16 protein-coding genes are annotated in these 20566 nt (G+C 31.3%); 3 read left to right on the top strand and 13 right to left on the bottom strand.

Going from position 1 to position 20566, the window contains the following annotated elements; genetic code table 11:
- Positions 1 to 256: 256 nt before the first annotated feature.
- Positions 257 to 4033 carry an nSTAND3 domain-containing NTPase gene (locus EG359_RS20430; protein ID WP_076353515.1) on the bottom strand — a complete coding sequence of 1259 codons (3777 nt, stop codon included), beginning with the start codon at positions 4031 to 4033 and terminating at the stop codon, positions 257 to 259.
- 461 nt (positions 4034 to 4494) lie between these two features.
- Between EG359_RS20430 and EG359_RS20425 the strand changes: the two genes are divergently transcribed.
- The 3 genes from EG359_RS20425 (at position 4495) to EG359_RS20415 (ending at position 7526) form a co-directional block, all read left to right on the top strand.
- The gene (locus tag EG359_RS20425) at positions 4495 to 5409 is read left to right on the top strand and encodes a DUF4238 domain-containing protein (protein WP_076353513.1); all 915 of its coding nucleotides are present in this window, start codon (positions 4495 to 4497) and stop codon (positions 5407 to 5409) included.
- Positions 5410 to 5586: 177 nt separating this feature from the next.
- Positions 5587 to 6777, top strand: a complete 1191-nt coding sequence (locus EG359_RS20420) for a Swt1 family HEPN domain-containing protein (RefSeq protein ID WP_123867470.1) — start codon at positions 5587 to 5589, stop codon at positions 6775 to 6777.
- A gap of 110 nt (positions 6778 to 6887) precedes the next feature.
- The gene (locus tag EG359_RS20415; RefSeq protein ID WP_076353509.1) at positions 6888 to 7526 is read left to right on the top strand and encodes a hypothetical protein; all 639 of its coding nucleotides are present in this window, start codon (positions 6888 to 6890) and stop codon (positions 7524 to 7526) included.
- Positions 7527 to 7692: 166 nt separating this feature from the next.
- On the opposite strand, the gene EG359_RS20410 is transcribed toward EG359_RS20415, so the two are convergent.
- The 12 genes from EG359_RS20410 to EG359_RS20355 form a co-directional block, all read right to left on the bottom strand.
- Complete coding sequence (locus EG359_RS20410) at positions 7693 to 8358, bottom strand: leucine-rich repeat domain-containing protein (RefSeq protein ID WP_228450478.1); 666 nt, start codon at positions 8356 to 8358, stop codon at positions 7693 to 7695.
- Positions 8359 to 8588: 230 nt separating this feature from the next.
- Positions 8589 to 9143, bottom strand: coding sequence for a hypothetical protein (locus EG359_RS20405; RefSeq protein ID WP_123867468.1), 555 nt, complete (start codon positions 9141 to 9143; stop codon positions 8589 to 8591).
- A gap of 136 nt (positions 9144 to 9279) precedes the next feature.
- A complete protein-coding gene (locus EG359_RS20400; RefSeq protein ID WP_076353505.1) occupies positions 9280 to 9900 on the bottom strand; it encodes a hypothetical protein in 621 nt (206 codons plus the stop codon).
- A 110-nt stretch (positions 9901 to 10010) separates the two neighbouring features.
- Positions 10011 to 10865 (bottom strand): toxin-antitoxin system YwqK family antitoxin, encoded by an 855-nt coding sequence (locus EG359_RS20395; protein WP_123867466.1) that lies wholly within the window; start codon positions 10863 to 10865, stop codon positions 10011 to 10013.
- Positions 10866 to 11150: 285 nt separating this feature from the next.
- Positions 11151 to 11906 (bottom strand): hypothetical protein, encoded by a 756-nt coding sequence (locus tag EG359_RS20390; protein ID WP_076353501.1) that lies wholly within the window; start codon positions 11904 to 11906, stop codon positions 11151 to 11153.
- A gap of 50 nt (positions 11907 to 11956) precedes the next feature.
- Positions 11957 to 13090: a WD40 repeat domain-containing protein gene (locus tag EG359_RS20385; RefSeq protein ID WP_076353499.1), complete on the bottom strand. Its 1134-nt coding sequence runs from the start codon at positions 13088 to 13090 to the stop codon at positions 11957 to 11959.
- A 32-nt stretch (positions 13091 to 13122) separates the two neighbouring features.
- A complete protein-coding gene (locus EG359_RS20380; RefSeq protein WP_076353497.1) occupies positions 13123 to 13620 on the bottom strand; it encodes a DUF4844 domain-containing protein in 498 nt (165 codons plus the stop codon).
- A 473-nt stretch (positions 13621 to 14093) separates the two neighbouring features.
- A complete protein-coding gene (locus tag EG359_RS20375) occupies positions 14094 to 14759 on the bottom strand; it encodes an IS1 family transposase (protein ID WP_076353495.1) in 666 nt (221 codons plus the stop codon).
- Between the two features lie 287 nt (positions 14760 to 15046).
- The gene (locus EG359_RS20370) at positions 15047 to 16462 is read right to left on the bottom strand and encodes a serine hydrolase (RefSeq protein ID WP_084180385.1); all 1416 of its coding nucleotides are present in this window, start codon (positions 16460 to 16462) and stop codon (positions 15047 to 15049) included.
- Between the two features lie 9 nt (positions 16463 to 16471).
- Positions 16472 to 18022 (bottom strand): ELWxxDGT repeat protein, encoded by a 1551-nt coding sequence (locus EG359_RS20365; RefSeq protein WP_076353493.1) that lies wholly within the window; start codon positions 18020 to 18022, stop codon positions 16472 to 16474.
- A 78-nt stretch (positions 18023 to 18100) separates the two neighbouring features.
- Positions 18101 to 19390, bottom strand: coding sequence for a T9SS type A sorting domain-containing protein (locus EG359_RS20360; protein ID WP_084180383.1), 1290 nt, complete (start codon positions 19388 to 19390; stop codon positions 18101 to 18103).
- Positions 19391 to 19419: 29 nt separating this feature from the next.
- Positions 19420 to 20556 carry an LGFP repeat-containing protein gene (locus EG359_RS20355; RefSeq protein WP_076353489.1) on the bottom strand — a complete coding sequence of 379 codons (1137 nt, stop codon included), beginning with the start codon at positions 20554 to 20556 and terminating at the stop codon, positions 19420 to 19422.
- Positions 20557 to 20566: the final 10 nt, after the last annotated feature.

Genomic DNA, 20566 nt, shown 5'->3' with positions numbered 1-20566 from the left:
GATTAAGATTGTTTGTTTTTACTGGTGCAAATATATGCCTTTTTTTATTTTTTGCAAATAATTTCACTAAATCTCATGAAAAATCATTGTAAATACCAGATTCTCAAACATAAAATTCTCAAATATTTTTACAACTCTATTAAAAGATATTGATTCTGAAATTCATTCATAGTTATTTAAACCAAATTAACCAGCACCACATCTGTACCATGTTGCTAAATATACAATAGAAATTGGATATTTCTGTTGACATATATTAATAGAACTCTTCCATAAAATCTCTTCTTTGCTCATATTCAATATCCTGTTTCTTCCAAATGATTTTTTGCTCAAAGTAATCAATATGCTCAGAGTAGTCCAAAATATCGGGCAGGGTATTTATCATTTTAATAATGTCCTGATAAAATTCAATTTTCTTTTGAATTATTGGCACCCTACTACCTGACCAACTTTCTGTTCTTCCAAAATTAATTCTTTTAGTTACTTCAATATTTTTATTAACAAGAAGAAATTCTTTGAAATAATTTAAGAACCAAGTGTTGAAATTATGGTAAACTACTTCAGAAAGTATCAGTAATACTTTTTCATTATCGTTGTGTTTCCTAATAAGATGTAAAATTAGATTCTCCATTTTTTCTGTAGCATTCTCTTCAGCGCTTGTATGTCTGAATAATGAATAGATATCTTCTTCAATTAAAAAAGAATATTGTTCTTTTTCTATTGCTGTTAATAACAATTCTTCAATTAGTTCTCCATATTCGTCATATTCCCATAATGCACTTGTATTGATATTCTCCAATCTAATTTTTGAGGAATAACTTAATCCAATTTTACCATTCTTTAAACTCTCATTTAGGAAGTTATGATCAATATCTAAAATCGCTTTTAATTCTTTACCATTATAATCAAAATGCGGATCTATTTCATATTGAGACCAAAACACATCTTTTAGGAGTTGTACATGATTAGTAAAAAAGGAAGCGCATTCTTCGCAAAAGTGAAATCCAAAATCGCATCTGGTTTGGCGTCGATTTTCAAAAATTATATTCGTTAGGTAAGTTATAATATGATGATTTTCTAGCTTAGGTTTCCCAATTTTGTATCTATTAAACACATTATCATATTTCAGATAATCTAGCATCCGATGAATGTATAAATATTCATTTTTACTTTGGAAAACCTGTATTAATATATTTAAGAATGACTCATTGACTTGTTCATCTGGTATCATTGTTACCAATACAGATTCCCAATATGGTTTCCCTTTAAAATCATATTCATTCATTAGATTTAAAAGTTCATTTGCTGTCATAATCTTTTCACTCATAGTTACATTCATAACAAATGCACGTAAAGGATAGGATACTTTACCACTAAAAAACAATCTTAATGCACTTTCAAATTCTGATTTGCTTTTCCGTGCAATTGTAGAATAAATATCGGTAATTGCACCTTCTATATGCCACGCATTACTATCTTTTTGCTGATTATAAAGCTCATCAACATTTAAAAAAAAGTTCTCCAGGTTCTGCCAATCATTCTCATTGACAAACTTTTCAAATTCTTGTCTTTTTTCCTTTTCACTTTCCTCAATTGACTTATCTCGTCTATATTCCCAACTCGGTGTTATAAATTTTGAAAGTTTAATAATATCGGATTCAATAAATTTATTCCAACTATCTGGGTAATCTACACCAGCATCTTTCAAATGCTTGGCAAGAACATTAACAAACTTACAATGAGCGTACTGATTATTATCTAATTTTTTTGAAATCCAATCTTCATATATTGGAAGTTCTTCTACAAAAATAGTCTTGTCAATATCTCCACCAGGACGTACAATTTTATTCAAAAGTTTTTGGGAATGTTCGTTTTCAAAATCATACAACTGGTATGCTTTATTAAGGATACGATTTCTTAGTGCAATTAAAGAATCAGATTTAAATAATCTAAAGTTCAAAATTGTAAATGCTGAACCTTTTGCTGAACCGAATTCTGTAAATTCCCAACCCAGCAATTTTTCCGATATATTTAGAAAAATGCCGTTGGCAATTAATTTTTCTACATCAGTCAATTTTTCATTTAACAGCACATCAAATAAGATATTCTGGCGCAAATAACCTTTTTCTAAATCTTCAACTCTATAACTAAAATAGTCATTTACGAATTTTAAAACTTCAGGTATACGACTTGGATTCTTCGCTACCATCTTTAATGTTAATTCTAGTGATGGAACTAATAATTCATTTGGATGATTCCAAAAATTGCGTAGTAATTCAAAATGTTTGTTCGCTTTTGTATGGTCGTTATGAACGTAACTAAATTCAAACTTTTCAGGATATTCTTCTTGAGAAAGTCCGCTAATCCATTTTTTTAAATAAATTAAACAATCCCGTCCTTTATAAAACCAAAAAAGATTGTAAAATTCATAAAATTCCTTGTCAGATCTTAATTGTGAAATTACTTCCTGCAAATGAGGCAAGACTAAGTCTTTTACGTGAAAATATGCAAACGTATTATTTATATCAATGAGTGTAGCACTAATTCTATGTGAATATTTTTCAATGAAAGCCATTATCCAATTTGCATAATTAATAACAGCGGACTTCTTATCAGTAAAACATTTGTAAAAAGCATAGGTAGCCAAAACCTGGTCCGATACTTTTACAATCTCTTCAGAATAAACATCCAGAATTTCACTATTATGAAGCTCCATTATTGCTGACCATAATTCGTTCCAATCAATTCCAAATTTGGTTAATAAAACATCCTTCAGTTCTTCATTATTTCTATCCAAAACTCCAAAAAAGGATACAATTGCCAAGGATTTGAGAATGATGGGTTTATTAAATATTCCTATTTCTTCAGATATTTTCTTAAAATATTTTTCATATAGCAACACAGGGCTATCCAAATAATTGGTTTCTGCTTCCGGTACAACTGAATTAGTTGCCATCAATGCTACTCTGGCATTTCCTTTTGCTAATTCAATAATTTTTCTTTTAATGTCCGGATAATGCTTCAAATTAGGTAAGGCAGCAACAATTATTTTCCCAATTTCCTCATCTTTAAACTCTTTGATATTTAATTCTCTATGCGTATAGTTTTCAAGGGTATGCGAAACTTGTTTTTTCACATAGTCTCTCGAAGTAATTATTACTTTAGCAGTATAAGATTGCGAGCCTTCTAATTTGCTTAATAAATAAACTAAGTTACTAACCGATTTATTAGCATCATCAAACAAAATAATATGATTTTTACCCGGCAAAAACAGATGTTGATAATCATCCCAAAGAGAAACACCAGAACTTTGAATTACAATAGGAATATAGTCTTCTTTTGAAAGTTCTTCTAATATTTTAACTCCTAATTTTGATTTTCCTACACCAGCAGCTCCTGATAAAAATAAAATATCAGAAGTTTTTAAAATATTAATAGAATCTTTTAATTCTTCTTCTCTACCAACAAATTCATTAGTAAGCGATGGCTGTAATCCTTTTTCAGTTTTTAGTAAAAACTGTTCAAGTGTATAGATATCTCCTTTTACTATCTGAATATTAAGATACTCTTCCGACAATTTTGGAATATCGAAAATACGCATTGGCAAATTTTGAATTGTCAATATATCAAGAGTCGCATTGGAATTAAAAGATTTTACTTTTTCATTTAATGAATCGTATTCATCTGTACTTACTTTTTCAATACAAGCCAAAAAAACTTTCTCGATTTTATCTTTGCTGATACTGGTTTCACTTTCATTAAAACAGTGATCTATATCTTTTGAGAGTTTATCAAAAAATGATTTTGATTCTCCAATTCTTTCTTTTGTTGTACATTCAACAAAAATGTAATTATCACCATTGACAAAAAAGGAATCAGGTGTTCCTTTACTTGTTTTTTCTTTACCAACTACAGCGCCTGGTGAACCGATAAATTTGTTCCCTTCTAAGTGCAACAAATGATTTATTAAGGTTTGAAAACTTGCCTGATTAATTGCTTGTAAAGCACTTTCTATTTGGGTTATAGTATTCATAATATTGTAAGCTATATTTTAAATCTTATTATTTTTTTTGGAAAACCAGGCTATATTTGTGAAATTTAGATACTAATTTATTAAAATTATAACGTACTTAAAATAGTTTTATAATAAACAGGACAAAAAATGATTCTGAAAATTAAGTCAATTATTTATTTGATTTACAACATCAAAAAAAACAATAATATCACTTAATTGTAATCCAGCTTATTCGTTGATAAATAGTAAAATTTTTATTTAAAACATTTAAGTATATAGTAGCCTTACTAAAAATAAGCCTTAGCTTTTAGCCCAATCTAAGAACTCCATCTCATTGTTTTGATTCATCTCATATTTCACAAAAAAAATTCACAACTAAAAAGCCGAAATACAAATCCTGAATTTGAAATGTAAATTTCTGATTTATTAATTATCTTTATAATACTTATCTCAGTAATAGCTTTTTAATTATCACACCAATGGAGAAACTTACAAAAAGACAGCATTTCGTTCCGAGAACTTATCTGAAAAATTTTGGTTATCAAAAAAAACAGGACATTTATACAAATGTTCTTCCAAAAAAGGCTGATGATGAAAGTTCAATATTTGAGTCTAATATTATAAATGTTTGTTTAGAAAAAGATTTCTATACACTACCAGGAAAAAACGCTAGTGAAAAAATGCTGTTAGAAACATTTTATAATGAAAACTATGAAACTCACTACGAAAGTATTTACCAAATCTTAATTGATCCGAAAAAAAATGAGTTGACAGAAAAAGAACATCGCCTAGTTATTTCTACAGTTGTTACTATGCTTTACAGAACAAAAAAATGGATAAGCGACTTTAATCATTTTTTTGACAGGGTTTTAGAATCCGCCTTTCTTCAATGCAAAGCTGCAGGTAAAGACTACTTTTCGTTTGAGGACGTTAAGATAAGCATCAAAGACAGAACTCTCGAAGATTTACAAAAAGAACAACGCATACAAAATAAGCATATTCAGGTAATCACAGTATTAGAAGCAGCCTTAAAGCTAATTGAAATTAGAATACACCAAGACGGCATTATGGTTTCCAAGCTTGAAAACGGTGCAGCAGGATTTGTAACAAGCGATAATCCTGTTTCGATATCAAATAATTATTCTGCAATATTAGCTCCGTTTGATCCAACCAATGTATTAAAAATCCCTCTGGATAAGGAACATTTACTGCATCTTATGCCATTTGCAAATGAATCTAATAAAAAACTGATAATTAGAAACAATCTTACAGACATTCTTTCTTACACCCAAAACCTGACTTCTAATTATGAGCAATATCAGAATGCTGAAAGATTCTTAATTGGAGAAGAACAAACATTAAAAAACTTTCTAAAACAAAAAAGTCTTATGTAATATTTATTTCTATATTATAAAATCCATAGGAACCGATAAAAATGAAAAATAGAATGTATAAATCTTAATATTTTTTCAACAAATATTTTTTTATAAAAACTATGCAAATACATTGCGTAGCATTCTTTTTACTTTACAAAATGGATATACTTAATAGGAACTTAGAATTACTTACAAATGATAACAATTGACAATTTAACCAAAATAGTTAGCACAACACTTAAAATGCTTCATATTTTAAATGATAATTGTGATGAGATAAATGTAAAGGAAGTCACTTTATTAAATGAGGATACTTTATGTTGTAGTTTTTATCCTGTTTCAAAAAACTCGAATGATATCAAGTTGGAAATTGTTACAATTATGGGATTTTTCAATGGCTTTTTCAGAGATACAAACTATGAAAATGTTAATCTTAATTACTATGCGGTGAGAGCTTATGACATTAATGATAATGAAATATTGAATGCTTTATCAACTAAATCTGCTGCAGAATTAATAGGGAAAGGAAATTCAATTGAATGGCTCAAACTAACTCTTTTTCAAGAAAACACAGAAGATTATCGTTTATCACAGGCAAAGAAAATAATTTCTGAAATTGAGAACGGCCTAAGAGAAATAGTAAAAACTAAGCTTAGAAGTAAATTTGGAGAAGAATGGTGGGGTATTGGATTGAACAACAAGCTTGGAGCGGACGTGAAAGAGATGTATTCCAAGCAATTTGATATTGATTGTACTAATGGTGATATTTTAATAGCCTACACATTTACTTTACAATTAAAAAAAATCATATTAACTCATTTTGATTTATTCAAGTCATATTTTCAAACTCAATTTGAAACATTAATGGATAATTTAAATAAATTGAGAAGAGAGGAAGCTCACAACAGAACGATTTCAGATTTGGATTTGAAAAACCTTCAGGATTTACACGAAAAGTTACTATCTAAAGTTTTGCTTGATCTGCCATCTTTTCAATCAGTTTTTCTTACTGAAAATTGGAGAATAAAAATTAAAAAGATTTTCAATGAAAGACAATATAAGTCAATTCATAATGAACAAGAAGTTAACAATGAATCAAATCTTGAAAAGAAGCTCATTAAGATTAAAGAAAACTTAACTTCTCTGATTTCATACTTGAATGATACATTAATAAAATTAAGGTCTGTTACTGCACCAATACATAAAAAAGACCTTCATAATGAATTGATTTTTTGTTACGAAAGACAAAAGGAACTACAAGAATCTCTTTTTGAACAAACATTGACATTGAATAATGAAAAAATAAATTGTATTGTCAATGAAATAAGAGTACATGAGATTAAAATGAATGAATTTTCTTCAAAAATTTTATTAAGCGAAACCTAAAAATTTGCACAAGTAAATAATATGAGATTTATAGCAAGTGAAGTATAAAGAAATTCCATTAGAATTGTATCTTTATTTAAAATCACAAGTTATATTTGTAATAAAAAAGTATGACTGGAATTAATTTTTCTCCACAGATATGGTGGAGCGCTATGGATCGAGCTGTCGAATTTGCAAACCATATGGGAAAAAATTTAATCCAAGATTTTAATTTTAAAAATTGGTTACAAAATGGCTCTATTGAACATAACAGTTTAGAGATTTATCAAGTTTCTGAATTAGAAGATATCTTAACTGGCAAGTATGAGTATCTACAAAATAATGATTATTATTACAGAGTATTTTTCAAAAACAGTTATGGAAAAAATGTTTATGCAAGTAATATTTCAGATTTAGAAAGTAAAATATTTGGGCAAGAAAATGTTCAAATCGAATATGAATTTAGAATTGATGCCTTAAATCATTATATAACTTTGCACCTTAATAATTGGCTAACTTATGGAGATTATGATGATTGGTTTCGTTGGAGGTTGTATTACTATTTTTTAGTTAATAAACTTGATGAACAGCTAAGTGGAATTTTTAATTACTATTGGAGTACGATACTAAGTCAGCTCAACATACAAACACATCTATTCAAATCGGTGGAACATTATAAAAAATTCCGTGATGAGTATGAAGAAATCAATAAAAATTCCGATACCTTTTTTCTCGCTCACCAAAAAAAGTTGCAATTAAAAAAATTATAAAAAAATAAGAAGTCATATACAGACTACATTAATTATCACAATTTCACGATTGTAAATAGTAAACCTAACTCTAAAAGGTTCAGATATCGAGTTTTTAATTAACTTCATATTTGAACCTTTACTCTTCGCTCTAGTATTTGCAAAACCTTTGTTAGTGATAGCTCGTTTATAATTCGTCTAATAATGGTAATTCGTTTAAAAGTTTTTCTCTATGACCATTTTCCAAATATCTTGGAAGAATGTGTAGTTTTTGCAATTTTTTAAGTGATAGCAAAGGATTGATGTCATCATTCTTTTTTTCTACATTCAAGATAAAAGCCAGATATTTTAGATTGGTCAGTTTTGATAGTGGCTCCATACTTTTGACCGATTGTCCTGTTCCACTTATTTTTCCGTGGTCTAAAAAAAGCTCTTCCAAACTTGCCAAAGAAGATAATGGTTCCAAATCATACAAATTGTTTATCTCGTAGATATACAAAGTTTTTAGATGGGTCAATCCTTTAAGAAAATTGATATTTTCTACTTTCTTAATACTTGAAAGAATCAATACCTCAAGGTTTTTTAAGGGTGACAAGTCTGGTATTTCTGTTTGCTTATTTATGCTTATATGAAGGTATTTTAAATTCGGCAATGTAGAAAAAACAGCAACTCGTTCATCATCAATTTCTCCTAATATTATTGCCTCAATATTTGTGTTGTTTTTTAATGCAGAAAGATTGGTGTATTTTAATTTAAACTTCTTTAGAGGAGTTGACATTTCCAAAATCTTGGTGTCAGTTGGAATTGTTGATAAGTCAAAAATTCCTCCCACAGCTCCTTCAAAGACACCCAAATGTGCATAATCGCCAAGAAGGGCTTTTCTTTTCTAATAAATAATTATTCCAATTCATTTTGTTTTTGTTGCTTATTTTTATGTATTGCAGGTAATTTTTCGGGCTTTGTGATGGTACGCAATCAAAGCACAAACCTTTAATTTTTATATAAAAGTTCAATCAAAAAACTACCGTTGAACTCTGCAGTTTTGTCTCGCTATTGCAAACCTCTTTGTTATCTACTATATCTCTATTTTGGTCTATTTATGCTGTCATTTATTGGTGGGGTTTCAATATCATTTCTAAGACCAGGTCGTGGTCCTGATAATGCTTTATCTATGTAACTAACATATTCCAAAGAATAATATTTCTTTTCATTATTCAGCGTCAAGCCTTTCGGATAAACATTTTCACCAGAATATGAGCTTGTTGGAAGCTGATAACGTTTATTTCTTTTGCTATACTTGAATTTATACGTTGTTAAAGTTGCAATAAATCTATTATAAGTAAGTTCTGATGGTAAATAATATGTTATACTTAAATATTCGCCACCTTCAACATCCTCTGTAAATATTAGCTCAACAATTTCTTTTGTATCTGATTTGATGAAATTAATTTTTTTTTGGTTTCCTGAAGAGGTATCATTTAATATTTTAAAGCCTTTCGATAATAATTGTTTATGTTCAGTCGGTTTATAATAATTAAAAGCTTTTCTTAAGTCGGATACTTTTAATGTCTGTCCAAAAGATATAGTTACAGATAGCATAAATATTAAAATGTAAAAACTATTTTTGACGATTTTCATTACTCTTGTTTTTTGTATTACGGTCTGTTCACATTGCAGGTTACGTTTCGAGGTTTTGAGATGATGGAGAAAGAACTTTTGAACTTTTAATTTCGCTCTACTATTATAAAACCATTGTTACCGTCTGGCGCTTTTGTTAGTTAAAGTTATACGGATAACCAATTTCGTTTAGGTCGGCTTCAAGTTGTTCCCAATCTTCAAGTTCCTCAACGATTGTCAAAACCATCTGTTTTGTAAGCGTTTTTCCGTTATAAATTTCTTTCACAGTTTCCAATGGGATACCACTTTCGTCAAAATATTCTGTTGCCCAATCAATGTAAGTTTGTGGATTTCCGTCAAAAATGCTCAACATTCCCTCAGAATTATCTTCGTAATTTTCAATTTGTCCAGTTTGCCAATTTTTCGCTTCAGTTGTCCAAATGCAAAATGTGGTTCCGATTGTTTTTACAGGTTCTCCGAAAATAAATTCGTTAAAAATAGAAGGCAAATCCTTTGTTAGTTTCTCTTTTTCTTGCTGTTGATATTCGTGTGCAAATCCATTTATTACACAGCCATCTTGTCTAAATAAAATTAGCATTTGGTCACCAGAATCATTTCGCATTTCGCAAAACTCTTCTTTGTCTGCCCATTTATTGTTATATGAATAATAGCGATATTCCCATTCTTGCGAAAGGATTGCGTCTAAAACAGAAATAGCTTTACAAATTGTCTGCAATTTTTGTCTGTCAGGTAAATTTAGTTTTTGAGTTGAAACCATCTGTTTCTTTATATTTTTTGTTCAGTTGAGTGTCGCACTATGTTGGCTTATATCGTTACGGGGCTTTGTAATAGTGAGAAAATCGAAGTGCAAATCTTCAATGTTCATTATTATTCCTCACACCTTACATTAGGATAACAAAAATCAGCCAACATATCACCATCCGATTTTATCCACCGAACATTATAGTAATGCTCCTTATTTTCGTCATCATATGTATATACTGTAAAATTTTTCCTCCCAATTCCCTCCCATATTTGACAAGGATTACAAAGCCCTACTTCTATACTTTTTGTTTCTTCATCATATTGTGTAGAGAAGAAAAAGTCTTCAAACAAAATCTCGTTTGCAGAACTGCTTACGTAGGACAAAAGGTATTTCATATAAAGTTTATTTCTTTTGTTATAGAAGTTTATAGTTACTTCATCCCGAGTTCTATCTTTTACAGTTTGAATTTTATGATACAAAGAATCGTTCAATTTGGTATAGACTGTTCTTTCTATTTTTTTATCGTCATAATATAAAGTGATGCTGTCCGAAAACTTTTTCCCGTTTTTGCTCCAGATTCTATTTCCCCAAGAATAGTCTTGAAAATTCAGTCGAATATATTTTAATTTGAAAGAAAAGTTCCCATTATTTTGTTGCTGAATTGATTCCTTTAATACATCATTTTCAAAAAGCTCTTTTCTTTTCCCATTTTCTACACCTCTAATTTGCCAACCTTCTAATTTATCATTTTTATAAGTTAGAGTATCTTGTAGAGTACCATTATAGTTAAATTTTATTGACCGTCCATTCTTCTTTCCATTGTTATAATTGGAAATATCATATAACTTCCCTTCACGGTTTGTACTTGTCCATATCCCTTCTTTTAAACCTTTTACATATTTTCCTTTTGAAGCTGCTCCAAGGTAATAAGTAAATGCTAGAGAATCGTGCTTGAGACCGTTTACAAAGTTTATCATTTCATAATCCTCTTTTTCACTTCTATTATAAATTTTGTATTTCCCGTGTAGTGGCTTATTTTTATAAAAATGAACATTGGAGTTATTTTTAACCTTCTGTCTTGGTATTTCTTTGTATTGAGAAAAAAGAGACACAGGAATTATTAAAAAAATAAAGGTATATAAATGCATAGTTTTACTTGTATTGGGAACGTTTAAGTTGAAATAATTTCTAAATATGAAGAACTACATCTGAATTTTGTACTTCGGTCAATCTAATTTACAACCCTTACTAGCAGCAAGTTTTTAATCAAAATATTCTTTTCCATTTATATCAACATAGCCTTTTTTACCATCTTCTAATGTGAATCTTGCCAATCCAAAAATAAAGTCGCTTAGGTCTGAATATTTTATTTCTGTCAAATTATAAAATCCAACTTTATTGTCTATTTTAACCTTTGTAATCCAATTTTTGGTTTCAATAATTTCGTCGTAAAAACTCAATTGTCCATTATATAAAATTCCTTTTTTTGTGCCTTTTTCAATAATTACAGCATAGGGAAATGTCTTGGTAAAATTAAATACAAAGTCATTTTCATTATAATTGATTTTCTGCAATTTATTGGTGAAATATATTTTATCTATTCCTTCTTTTTTGATTGAATCAATTACCTCAAAGGGTTCTTTGTTTCCATAGTCGTAGAAAGTTTCATCTTTGGTAATGATGAACTTATCGTTATCAATTTTAATTTCACAAGTATAATGTGGTACAGTTCCACATAAACCTAAATTGATTTTAGTTTTCTTTTGTTTTCTGCCTTTATTGTCAATATAAAACTTAAGATTATTTTCATCTAAAACTTGAAAATATCCCCAAATTGGCAGAATAAATTTCAAATTTTTAAATTTTACCTTATTATTCTTTTTTAGTAAAAATGTTCCATCAATTGTATTTTTATAGGCTTTTAAATTTTCGCTAAATCCATCTATTAATGAATCTCTGTCTTGAGAAAACGAAAAGCTGTAAAATATTGATAGCGAGATGATGAGAATTGCTTTCATAAATTTTATGTAATGAGAATGTCTATACTTAGAAATACGGTTAGATTATTTTATACGTTATAAATGCTAAAACAACCATAATCAGTTCGTACACATAATAAATTTTCTGCAACAAATTTAATTTTACAGCTTTTTACAAGATGTTCTATTTTAAAACTATGTAAAAGTTTTTTATCTGTAAAGTCGAATACATACACATCTGCTCGTTGAAGAAGAACTAATTTTGTTTGGTCTTCATTGAAGCAAAAAGCATTTACATCTTTTGTGTATTCCGGAATTTCTAATTCTTTTATTTGGATTTCATCAGCCGTGGATAGGTCGAAATATCGCATTCCCCAAGTTCCGTACTGCTCTCTAACAACTAATAATTGATTGTTGTCAGCAAACTCAAACTGATACACCATTCTAAAATCCGCAACAATTTTTTTCAGAAGATTCCCTGTTTTTGTATCGAAGATTTGAATTTCTCCTTCCTTGTTATGAAATGCCAGCAAATTACCGTCTTTTGATAATTTTCCACAGAATGGAGAGCTCCCATTTATAATTTCAATTTCATAACTTTTTGTATGCAAAATTTTATTGTGATTATCTACTATCGATAACTGGTTCAATGTCGCAAACGCCGTTTTATCATTTGCAACAGAGACAAAACTGTCTATGTGGCTATTTTCTTTTCCTATATTATGGAATACTCCATTCTCAATATCGAACTCATAAATATAATGGTCAATATCCATAATTAACGAGTTTCTTTCTTTCCTGTACTCTATATTCCAAGCCAACGGTTTGGGTAATTCTATAGTTTTTAGGACATTTCCAACTAGGTCGATTAAATTAAGAGAGCCTTTTATTCCTTCATTTTCTGATTCATCTTTATAAACAAAAATCCCCTTTGGTGTAGGTGCGAACGATATTGCCCCTGTATAAACTCCACCAAGAAATTTATGCAAGACTGGTTGTCCGATTTTTGCATTTTCATTATTTAAAACAAATCCTTTTTTCAAAGATTCCCATTCCTTCTTATAAAAGTTTTTCAAAGCATCTTCATTACTGGAAAATTCTTTTTTGGTTGTTTTAAATTTGTCGGTTTTACCCGTTTCAGAAATTAACATCCTATCTTTCAAGATAAGATTTATTATTTTATCCGATTTGTAGTCAATCAGTTGATGTTTTATTTCATTCATTTGTTTTTGTTTTTTTTTGAGTTTTCTTTTATTTAATTCGGGTTAAAATCATAGAGCCACTTATTCAAATCATTTTTTATATCAATTTTATTTTTTTGAGAAAGAAGAAAATACCATTCACTGATTGCTTCTCTATCTTCGGTATCAAGTCCTGCATTTTTCAGGCTCTTTAAACTTAATAATAATCGAGCTTTTATTTGTTCTTTATCTTTATTTTTTTCACAGAACTCAACATCTTGAATAATTGTTTGAGTATAATTCTCAAATTCTTGTTTGGTTATCATTTCTTTTGTCAACAGCATTTTGAATCTGCCAGAAACTTGTTGCTTAATTTCCGCATAATCTGGTTCTTTCGGTTTCGTCCAATTCTTTTGATAAATAGTAGAAAGCTGTTCATCAATTCCTAGTTTTTTAATCCTATTGATTCCATCATAAATATTAAGAATTGCAAGATTACTCTCGTTGCTTTTATTACAGTATTTCATCATCCCATCTGTCAAAATTTTCTTGAGTTCTTCGTTAGAAATCATAGTATCGTTTTTTATTTGAGTAATGATAGAAATGATATCATCATATTCGGAAGAAGAAATATCTGGATAGATTTTAAGGTTATAATATATTTGAATGTACCAAATTAAATATACTACTTGTTTTTAAAATCAATTTTATTGTTCATAGAGAAGTAAACTTGATTGTAAGGCAACCTAAGTAAAATAAAGTCAAACTATGATAACTTCGATTGCTTCAAATATTTAAAATTATATTGCAAAAACGCTACAACTACAAGAAACTTAATATGAATTTATTTATAGCTAAATCTTATTTAATTTTGTTCTGACGAATCATATCATCGACAAAAAGGTTTTTATAAAACAAACTTGCCAATTAGAACCTGCTGAAGACATTTGCCCCTATTTTTACTTATTTGGATAATTTGAATTAATAGTTTGACCTACAAATAAGACAAACTATTAGATTCCTTATTTTCATTAAATGAAATTCCTCAAAAATAGATTTTCAATATAGCGTCTGTATATTTATCTTTTTGAGCTTTACTAATACTTTTCCTTCCTAATCGCTTTATGTGAGTTCGTAGATCAAGAAATTTCCGTTCGATATGATTGATTTCTCTTCGTTTAGTACTGTGAAGATGTTTTGGAATTAATTTAGGATAGATGTTCAGGCGATCACTATATATCTTTTTTGGATTTGCATAAAGTAAAGTATCTATAATACATTGTATTGTCTTGGTCATTCTTCTACCAAGTTTATAGTCAATTACTTTCTTTGTCTCTCTGCAATAAGCTGCAACTACCCACCGTTCATTGGTTTTACTTTTAGTGTATGTCTTTAACTCATCAATTTCGATTGTTATATTCTGAGGGATTGGTGGCTTAACAACTTTAGAAGCGATTTTTAAAATCTTTTTTAGTACAGTCGTCTTGCTGACTTCAAGTAATCTGCTAATACCTCTTATACCAACTCCTTCTTTTATCAGCTGTTGAATATTATGATTTGTACTTTTGTGATATGCACGATAAGAATAGTTCCCAATGAACTTCTTGTTGCATTTTTTGCACTGATAGCGCTGCTTATTTTGTGATGTTATTCCCGCCTTGATACAGTAGCTGTAATTACAGTGAATACATTGATTCTGCCGTTTATTCATAATGATTTAAAGTAAATTAGTAACTCCACATCTAAACCATCTGATATAAAATCAGTACATTCCGGAGTCGCTATTTTGCTTTTTTAGTCGGCAAAAATAAAAAACGATGCATTATAGTACATCGTTTTTTTTATTATATCTTTGTATGGTATTGATAATCAATGAAGTTAATTAAAAACTCCACATCTGTACCATTACCTAATATGAATTTTCACTTTTTTTGTAACAAATATAAAATTTTTCTGAAAGAAGATTACAGAAATATATAGCAGCCTTAATCAATATGGTTACTTTCTAACATCCAAAACTTTAAGAATATCAAACGCAATTTTCTCAATATTATCGTGATCCAGATTACCCGTAGCAACATTGGACAGAACCACTACTCCATTTTTTGTTTTAGGATTCAGAAGTAAGGAAGATGAATAACCACCTGTCCCTCCATTGTGCCACAGCAATTTGCGTTGGGAATCATCTTGGTAAATATGCCACGCAAGACCGACTTTTGTTTTTTTATCTTTTGTGAAAGTTGGTATTTGCGTAAGCTGTAAATCTTTGTTGCTGAAATTGAACTGTGCCAAAGAAAATCCGGCTAAATCCTGTACAGAACTTACAGCAGAACCGCAACCTGACAAAGCGTCAAAATCCCACTGCGAGGTCTCTTTCCCGTCCTTATCCAAACCTTTTATAAGTTTCCCGTCCTTTTCTGCAAATGTTACATTGGTAAAAGAATTGGTCATCCCGAACTTATCAAAAATCCGTTTCTGTAACAATTTCTGAAAAGTTGTCTTCTCTTCTATAGCCATTGTAAAACCGAGCAGGCCAAAAGCAAGATTTGAATATCCGTAGTTTTTACCGGAAGCATTTTCAAGTATTAATGAATTTTGAAGATAGTCTTCCAATTTGTCCGCAGCGTAATTTTTATAAGGATTATTTTCTTCTATATTTTCTTCCAGGTTTTTCGGAATTCTGTACAATCCCGAAGAATGATTTGCCAACATACCGAAAGAAAGCTTAATATTATTTTTAAAAGGAAAATTGTAGAACCGATTGACATTATCCTCTAATTTTAATTTTTTCTCCAAAACCAGCTGCGCAAGAATAGTTGCCGTAAAAAGTTTGGTAACCGAGCCTATCTCAAATAGTTTTTGATGGTTATCAATGGTTTTCAAAGTATCATTTTTCCTGATGATTCCATAAAATGACGTCTTCCCGTTTTTGATGACAGCAATAGAAATCTGAGTCTGATCCGGGAATGTTTTAGAATAATCGAAAAGTATTTTTTTATAATCCTCCGGGATTTTAGAAAGCTGATTGGCCGCTGTTTTTTTTTCGATAAAAGGTGTAATGTCTATTCCGTCGATTTCATTATTTTTATTTAATGCGAAAAGAATATTCACAAAACCCTTATCAGCTTTGCCTTTGTACAATGCAAATCTTTCATTTTTGCTTTTTTGGGAAACAAATTCCGTACTTTCTATTTTTCCAAATTCTTTAGATGTCTCCAGAAAAAAATCCCTATTTTCTTTTAATGTAATTGCACCTTTCATCTGTGGAGAAAAATTCTGATAAATCTCATCATACTTCTCAGAATTGTAGAGTGAAACTAATTTATCTAATGAAACACCATAACTTTCTGATTGGGCAAGAGAAAGGTAAAGACCAAAGACGGTAAACAGCAAGGAGAGAATTTTTTTCATCATCAAGTCAATTTATTTTTTCAGAATTTTAAAATCTTTATATTCAGTGTCAGATTGTAAATGTAAGATATAGATTCCTGGAGAATAATTCCCAACGTAAACAGAAATTTTATCCGAAGTTAATTTCCCTTCCTGGAAAACTCTGCCCGACAAATCCAACAATTGATAATTCCAGTTTTTTTGTAAGCCTTCATTCTGAATCCAAACCACATCTGTAACGGGATTAGGATAGATTTTAAAATCTGATTTCCCGCTTGATGTTGCCGATAAATTAGAGAATGTCAGCTTGTTCAGCTCTACACCCAAATTACCGTTGTAGCAAGGCAGATAAAGTTCAGAATTGTAATTCAGAAAATTGATATCAGAATAATTTTCGGAGGAAATGTTTGGTGTAATTTGTTTAGTTCCGGCTTCCGTACCATCACTTTCAAAAAGATAGGTGGATGCAAGACTTTTTGCCAGAAAATACAACTTATCATTAAAAACATAAGCATAAGGAACAACACTGTACGGAATAGTCTTCACGAGAACTGTTCCCGCAGACGTTCCATCCGTTTTATAAAGAAGCCTGTTTGAGCCACTAAGAGCAAAAAAATAAACCTGATTACTGAAAGCTGTCAACGTTTGTATATTCGAGCCAGTGTTACCTGCCGTAATGTCTTTTACCAGCTGTGTTCCTGCTGAAGTTCCATCAGAAACCCAAAGTTCTTCGCCGGAAGTTCCATCATTTGCAAGGAAAAAAATCTTATTGTTGCTTACCAAAAACCTTGTCGGATTACTGTCTGAACCAGCATTAATATTTTTCACCAAAACTGTTCCGGCTGCTGTTCCGTTGGTTTTCCAGAGCTCGTAACCAATGGAACTGTCTCCTGCAGCAAAATACATCTCGTTGTTATAAATTGCCACGTTTTCCAAATAAGCATTGACACTGATATTCTTCAAAAGCTGAGTTCCCGCAACAGTTCCATCGCTTTTCCAAAGTCCGGGATTTCCGTTATTTCCTACGAAATAGACCGCATTATTGTAAGAGGGCAAAGCAAGCTGATGGTTGAAACTTTCTGCAATCATAGTATTGTCTGTAAGTTGCAGAGTTCCTGCATTGGTTCCGTCGGAAGTCCAAAGTTTGGTTCCCGAAATAAAAAAAACTTTGCCATTTGCGCCTGCCAGATATTGCGGATTAGAACCTGAACTACCTGGAAGAATATCTTTAATTAAAACAGTTCCTGCAGTTGTTCCATCGGATTTCCACAGCTCGGCGCCATTGGTGCCATCATCATAATTGAAAAAAAATGTATTATTATAAGAAATAAAAGGATACAAAATTCCTGAACCGACAGACGGACCAACCAATTGTGTCCCGGAAGAAGTGCCGTCTGAACTGTATATTTTGTCCCCCGTTCCCGGATTGGCAACAAAATATATTTTATTATTGAAAGGCAGTAAAGAATGCGGATTGGAACTTCCCAAAGGATTGATGTCTTTTACCAAAGTCAAGGTCTGGGCGGAATAAGTGAATACATTTCCGACAGAAAAAAATAAGGTTAGAAGTCTGAGTATTTTCATCTTATCTGTTTTAATTATTAGTGGTTCTTGTGATTTTTATATTGGAACATAGAATCGATAGAAAGGTCGAAATCGTTTTTAATTTTTAATCAGTTTGTATGTTCCGGTTTTCGTTTTAAAAAGATAAATTCCTTTAAGCAAATTGGCGGTGAAGATTTCATTTTTGCCTTTATTTAAGACTCCTTTAATCAGTAATTTCCCATCCATTCCGAAAATCTGAAAGGAACTTTCATTATTAGTTTCGATATAAATATGTTCTTTAAAAAAAGTGGGATAAACTTTTTCCTTAATTTCAATATTCGTTTCAGAACCAGACAATGTCCCTGATGGAGAAGCACCACAACCTGATGTAGACTTCAAGCCATAATTGGGGTTGTAAACAATATCATTTCCATAAACAGTAAGGTTTGCAAAAACACCATTGGTGGTCAGTTCCCGTGTCGATGAACAATCCTGGTCGTAAGCCCACGCAAGCCATCCGATTTCTCTCTGGCACAATTTGGTAAGTAAAGTCGGGTAATAGGAAGATAAATCTATGCTGCCGCAGCTGTTTCCATCCTGATTATTCGCAATTTCTCCCAAAAACCAGCACAATCCGGAGTTCGTCATTTCAGTAAGTTTGGTTTCCATATTAGCCGTTGTTGGTGCATAGTCCGACCAATAAGCGTGTGCTGAGAAAATGATTTTGTGAAGTGGGTCGTGATTATAAATCTCCTGCGCCACCGACAAAAGTTCGGAAGAAGAAGTCCCGCAATCCGGCGCATCTATCATAATCGGAACGTTGATACCTGCATTTCTGAGCTGGGTAATGGCATTTTTGTAATTGGTCTTGAAAGTGGTCATTGCTGTTGTGACATTTCCCGTCCATCTCGCATTACCAAACTCATTGGCAAGATTGATAATCAGATTGTTCTGATGAGCCTGAATGATAGAAACCATCTGCGTACTTTTCCAAAACGGGACAATAGAATTGTTGAACAGAGACCAGTCATTCCCACACGCACCGTTATGGATTTCCAAAATTGGAATCATATTTTTGGACTCCACATAAGTCAGAATATTACCAAGATGTCCGTTGTTGATATATCCCTGCACCGTTCCCGCAGTTTGGATATCCCGCCAATGTGTTCCCGGAAGATACCAAGCTATTCTCATTGCATTGGCTCCTGTTTTGGAAGCTTCGTTCAGGTAATACTGATAGCTGGACGGCGATGCAAGATTAATGTTTCCATCATCTATAAAAGGATAATTGATACCCCTCAAAATGACATTGCTTCCGTTTTTGGTAATATATTTTCTGGAAACGCCCATTTGTGAGAAAGCAAATGAGTACATCAGTAAAAACAATAAGTAGATATTTTTTTTCATATAAAGTCATTTATAATTTTTTATATTAACTACTTCTTCTCATACGCGCCTTGCAACTTGGTGTAATAGATAATCCCGCCCTGAAAATTCTGCGCTACACCATCTCCCGAATTATACTCATCACTGGTAGGTAAACCTAAATAGCCCTGTTCCCATTTTTTGGAAGCATAATAGTCGAAAATTGGCCCTTTGTGTATCACAAAAGCGTCCACTTTGTTTGTCCCTTTTGTAAAGCTTTCGTAGATATATCCTTTCTGAAACTCGGCAAAATACTGATAAGGATTTTTCGGATAATTGCGGTTGGGGGTTACCAAATCACCCAGAAAAGAGTTTTCTGCACCAGTTTCCAGCCATTTGTTATAAAGCCCACGTTGGCGATTGGTACCATTAAAAATGATTTGATAAGGTGCGGCTTTTGTGGATATCACGGCCCCAAATTCAAATTTCTGTACAGAATTGTTGTTTTTAATTATCTCATCACTTGTCGGATAGCCCAGTTTTCCTTTTTCCCAGCCTTGTTTTTTCCAGACTTCAGCTATCATTTTCGGAACAGCGAAAGTGCCCAGATTTGGATGGTAATAAATGGCTCCGCCTTCAAAAAAATTGAATCTTCCATATCCATCCGGTGTAGCCGTTTCATCCGTAACAGGAAAGCCTAAAAACGAATTTTCCCATCCCAAAGATTTCCATTTATTAAGGATATCTCCGTGAACTTCGTGCGCTCCGGTTGGTTGGCTCCAGTAGATACTTCCGCCATCGAAATGTTGTCCTGCACCTCTTTTCTGCGGTGTTGGAAATTCATCGCTAATAGGTGCACCGATGAACAGTTTTTGGTTTACACTCTTAAGTCTTCCATCTTTTCCTTTTTGCGAATCGCCCCACAACATTTTATCATACAACTTAAAAATATCGCCGCGAACCGCATAAGCTTCAGGAGCACCCACTTTGAAATAGACATTGCAGTCGTATCCATTGAATGAAAGAAAATATGCCCTGCTGCCCACCGAATAATCGAAAGCCTGCAAATCGCCGGGTTCCAGCTTTAGGCTTAATTTTTGTCCCTTTGCACGAATTTTGGCAATGATGGCATCCTTATCCTGAGCACTTACTCCAGTACTTAAAACTAGGACAAAAAGCAATAAAAATAATCTGAATATTGTTTTCATTTTTTTAAGA

The sequence above is a fragment of the Chryseobacterium joostei genome (assembly GCF_003815775.1).
Taxonomy (GTDB): Bacteria; Bacteroidota; Bacteroidia; order Flavobacteriales; family Weeksellaceae; genus Chryseobacterium; species Chryseobacterium joostei.
This window is presented reverse-complemented; position numbering and strand designations above follow the sequence as displayed.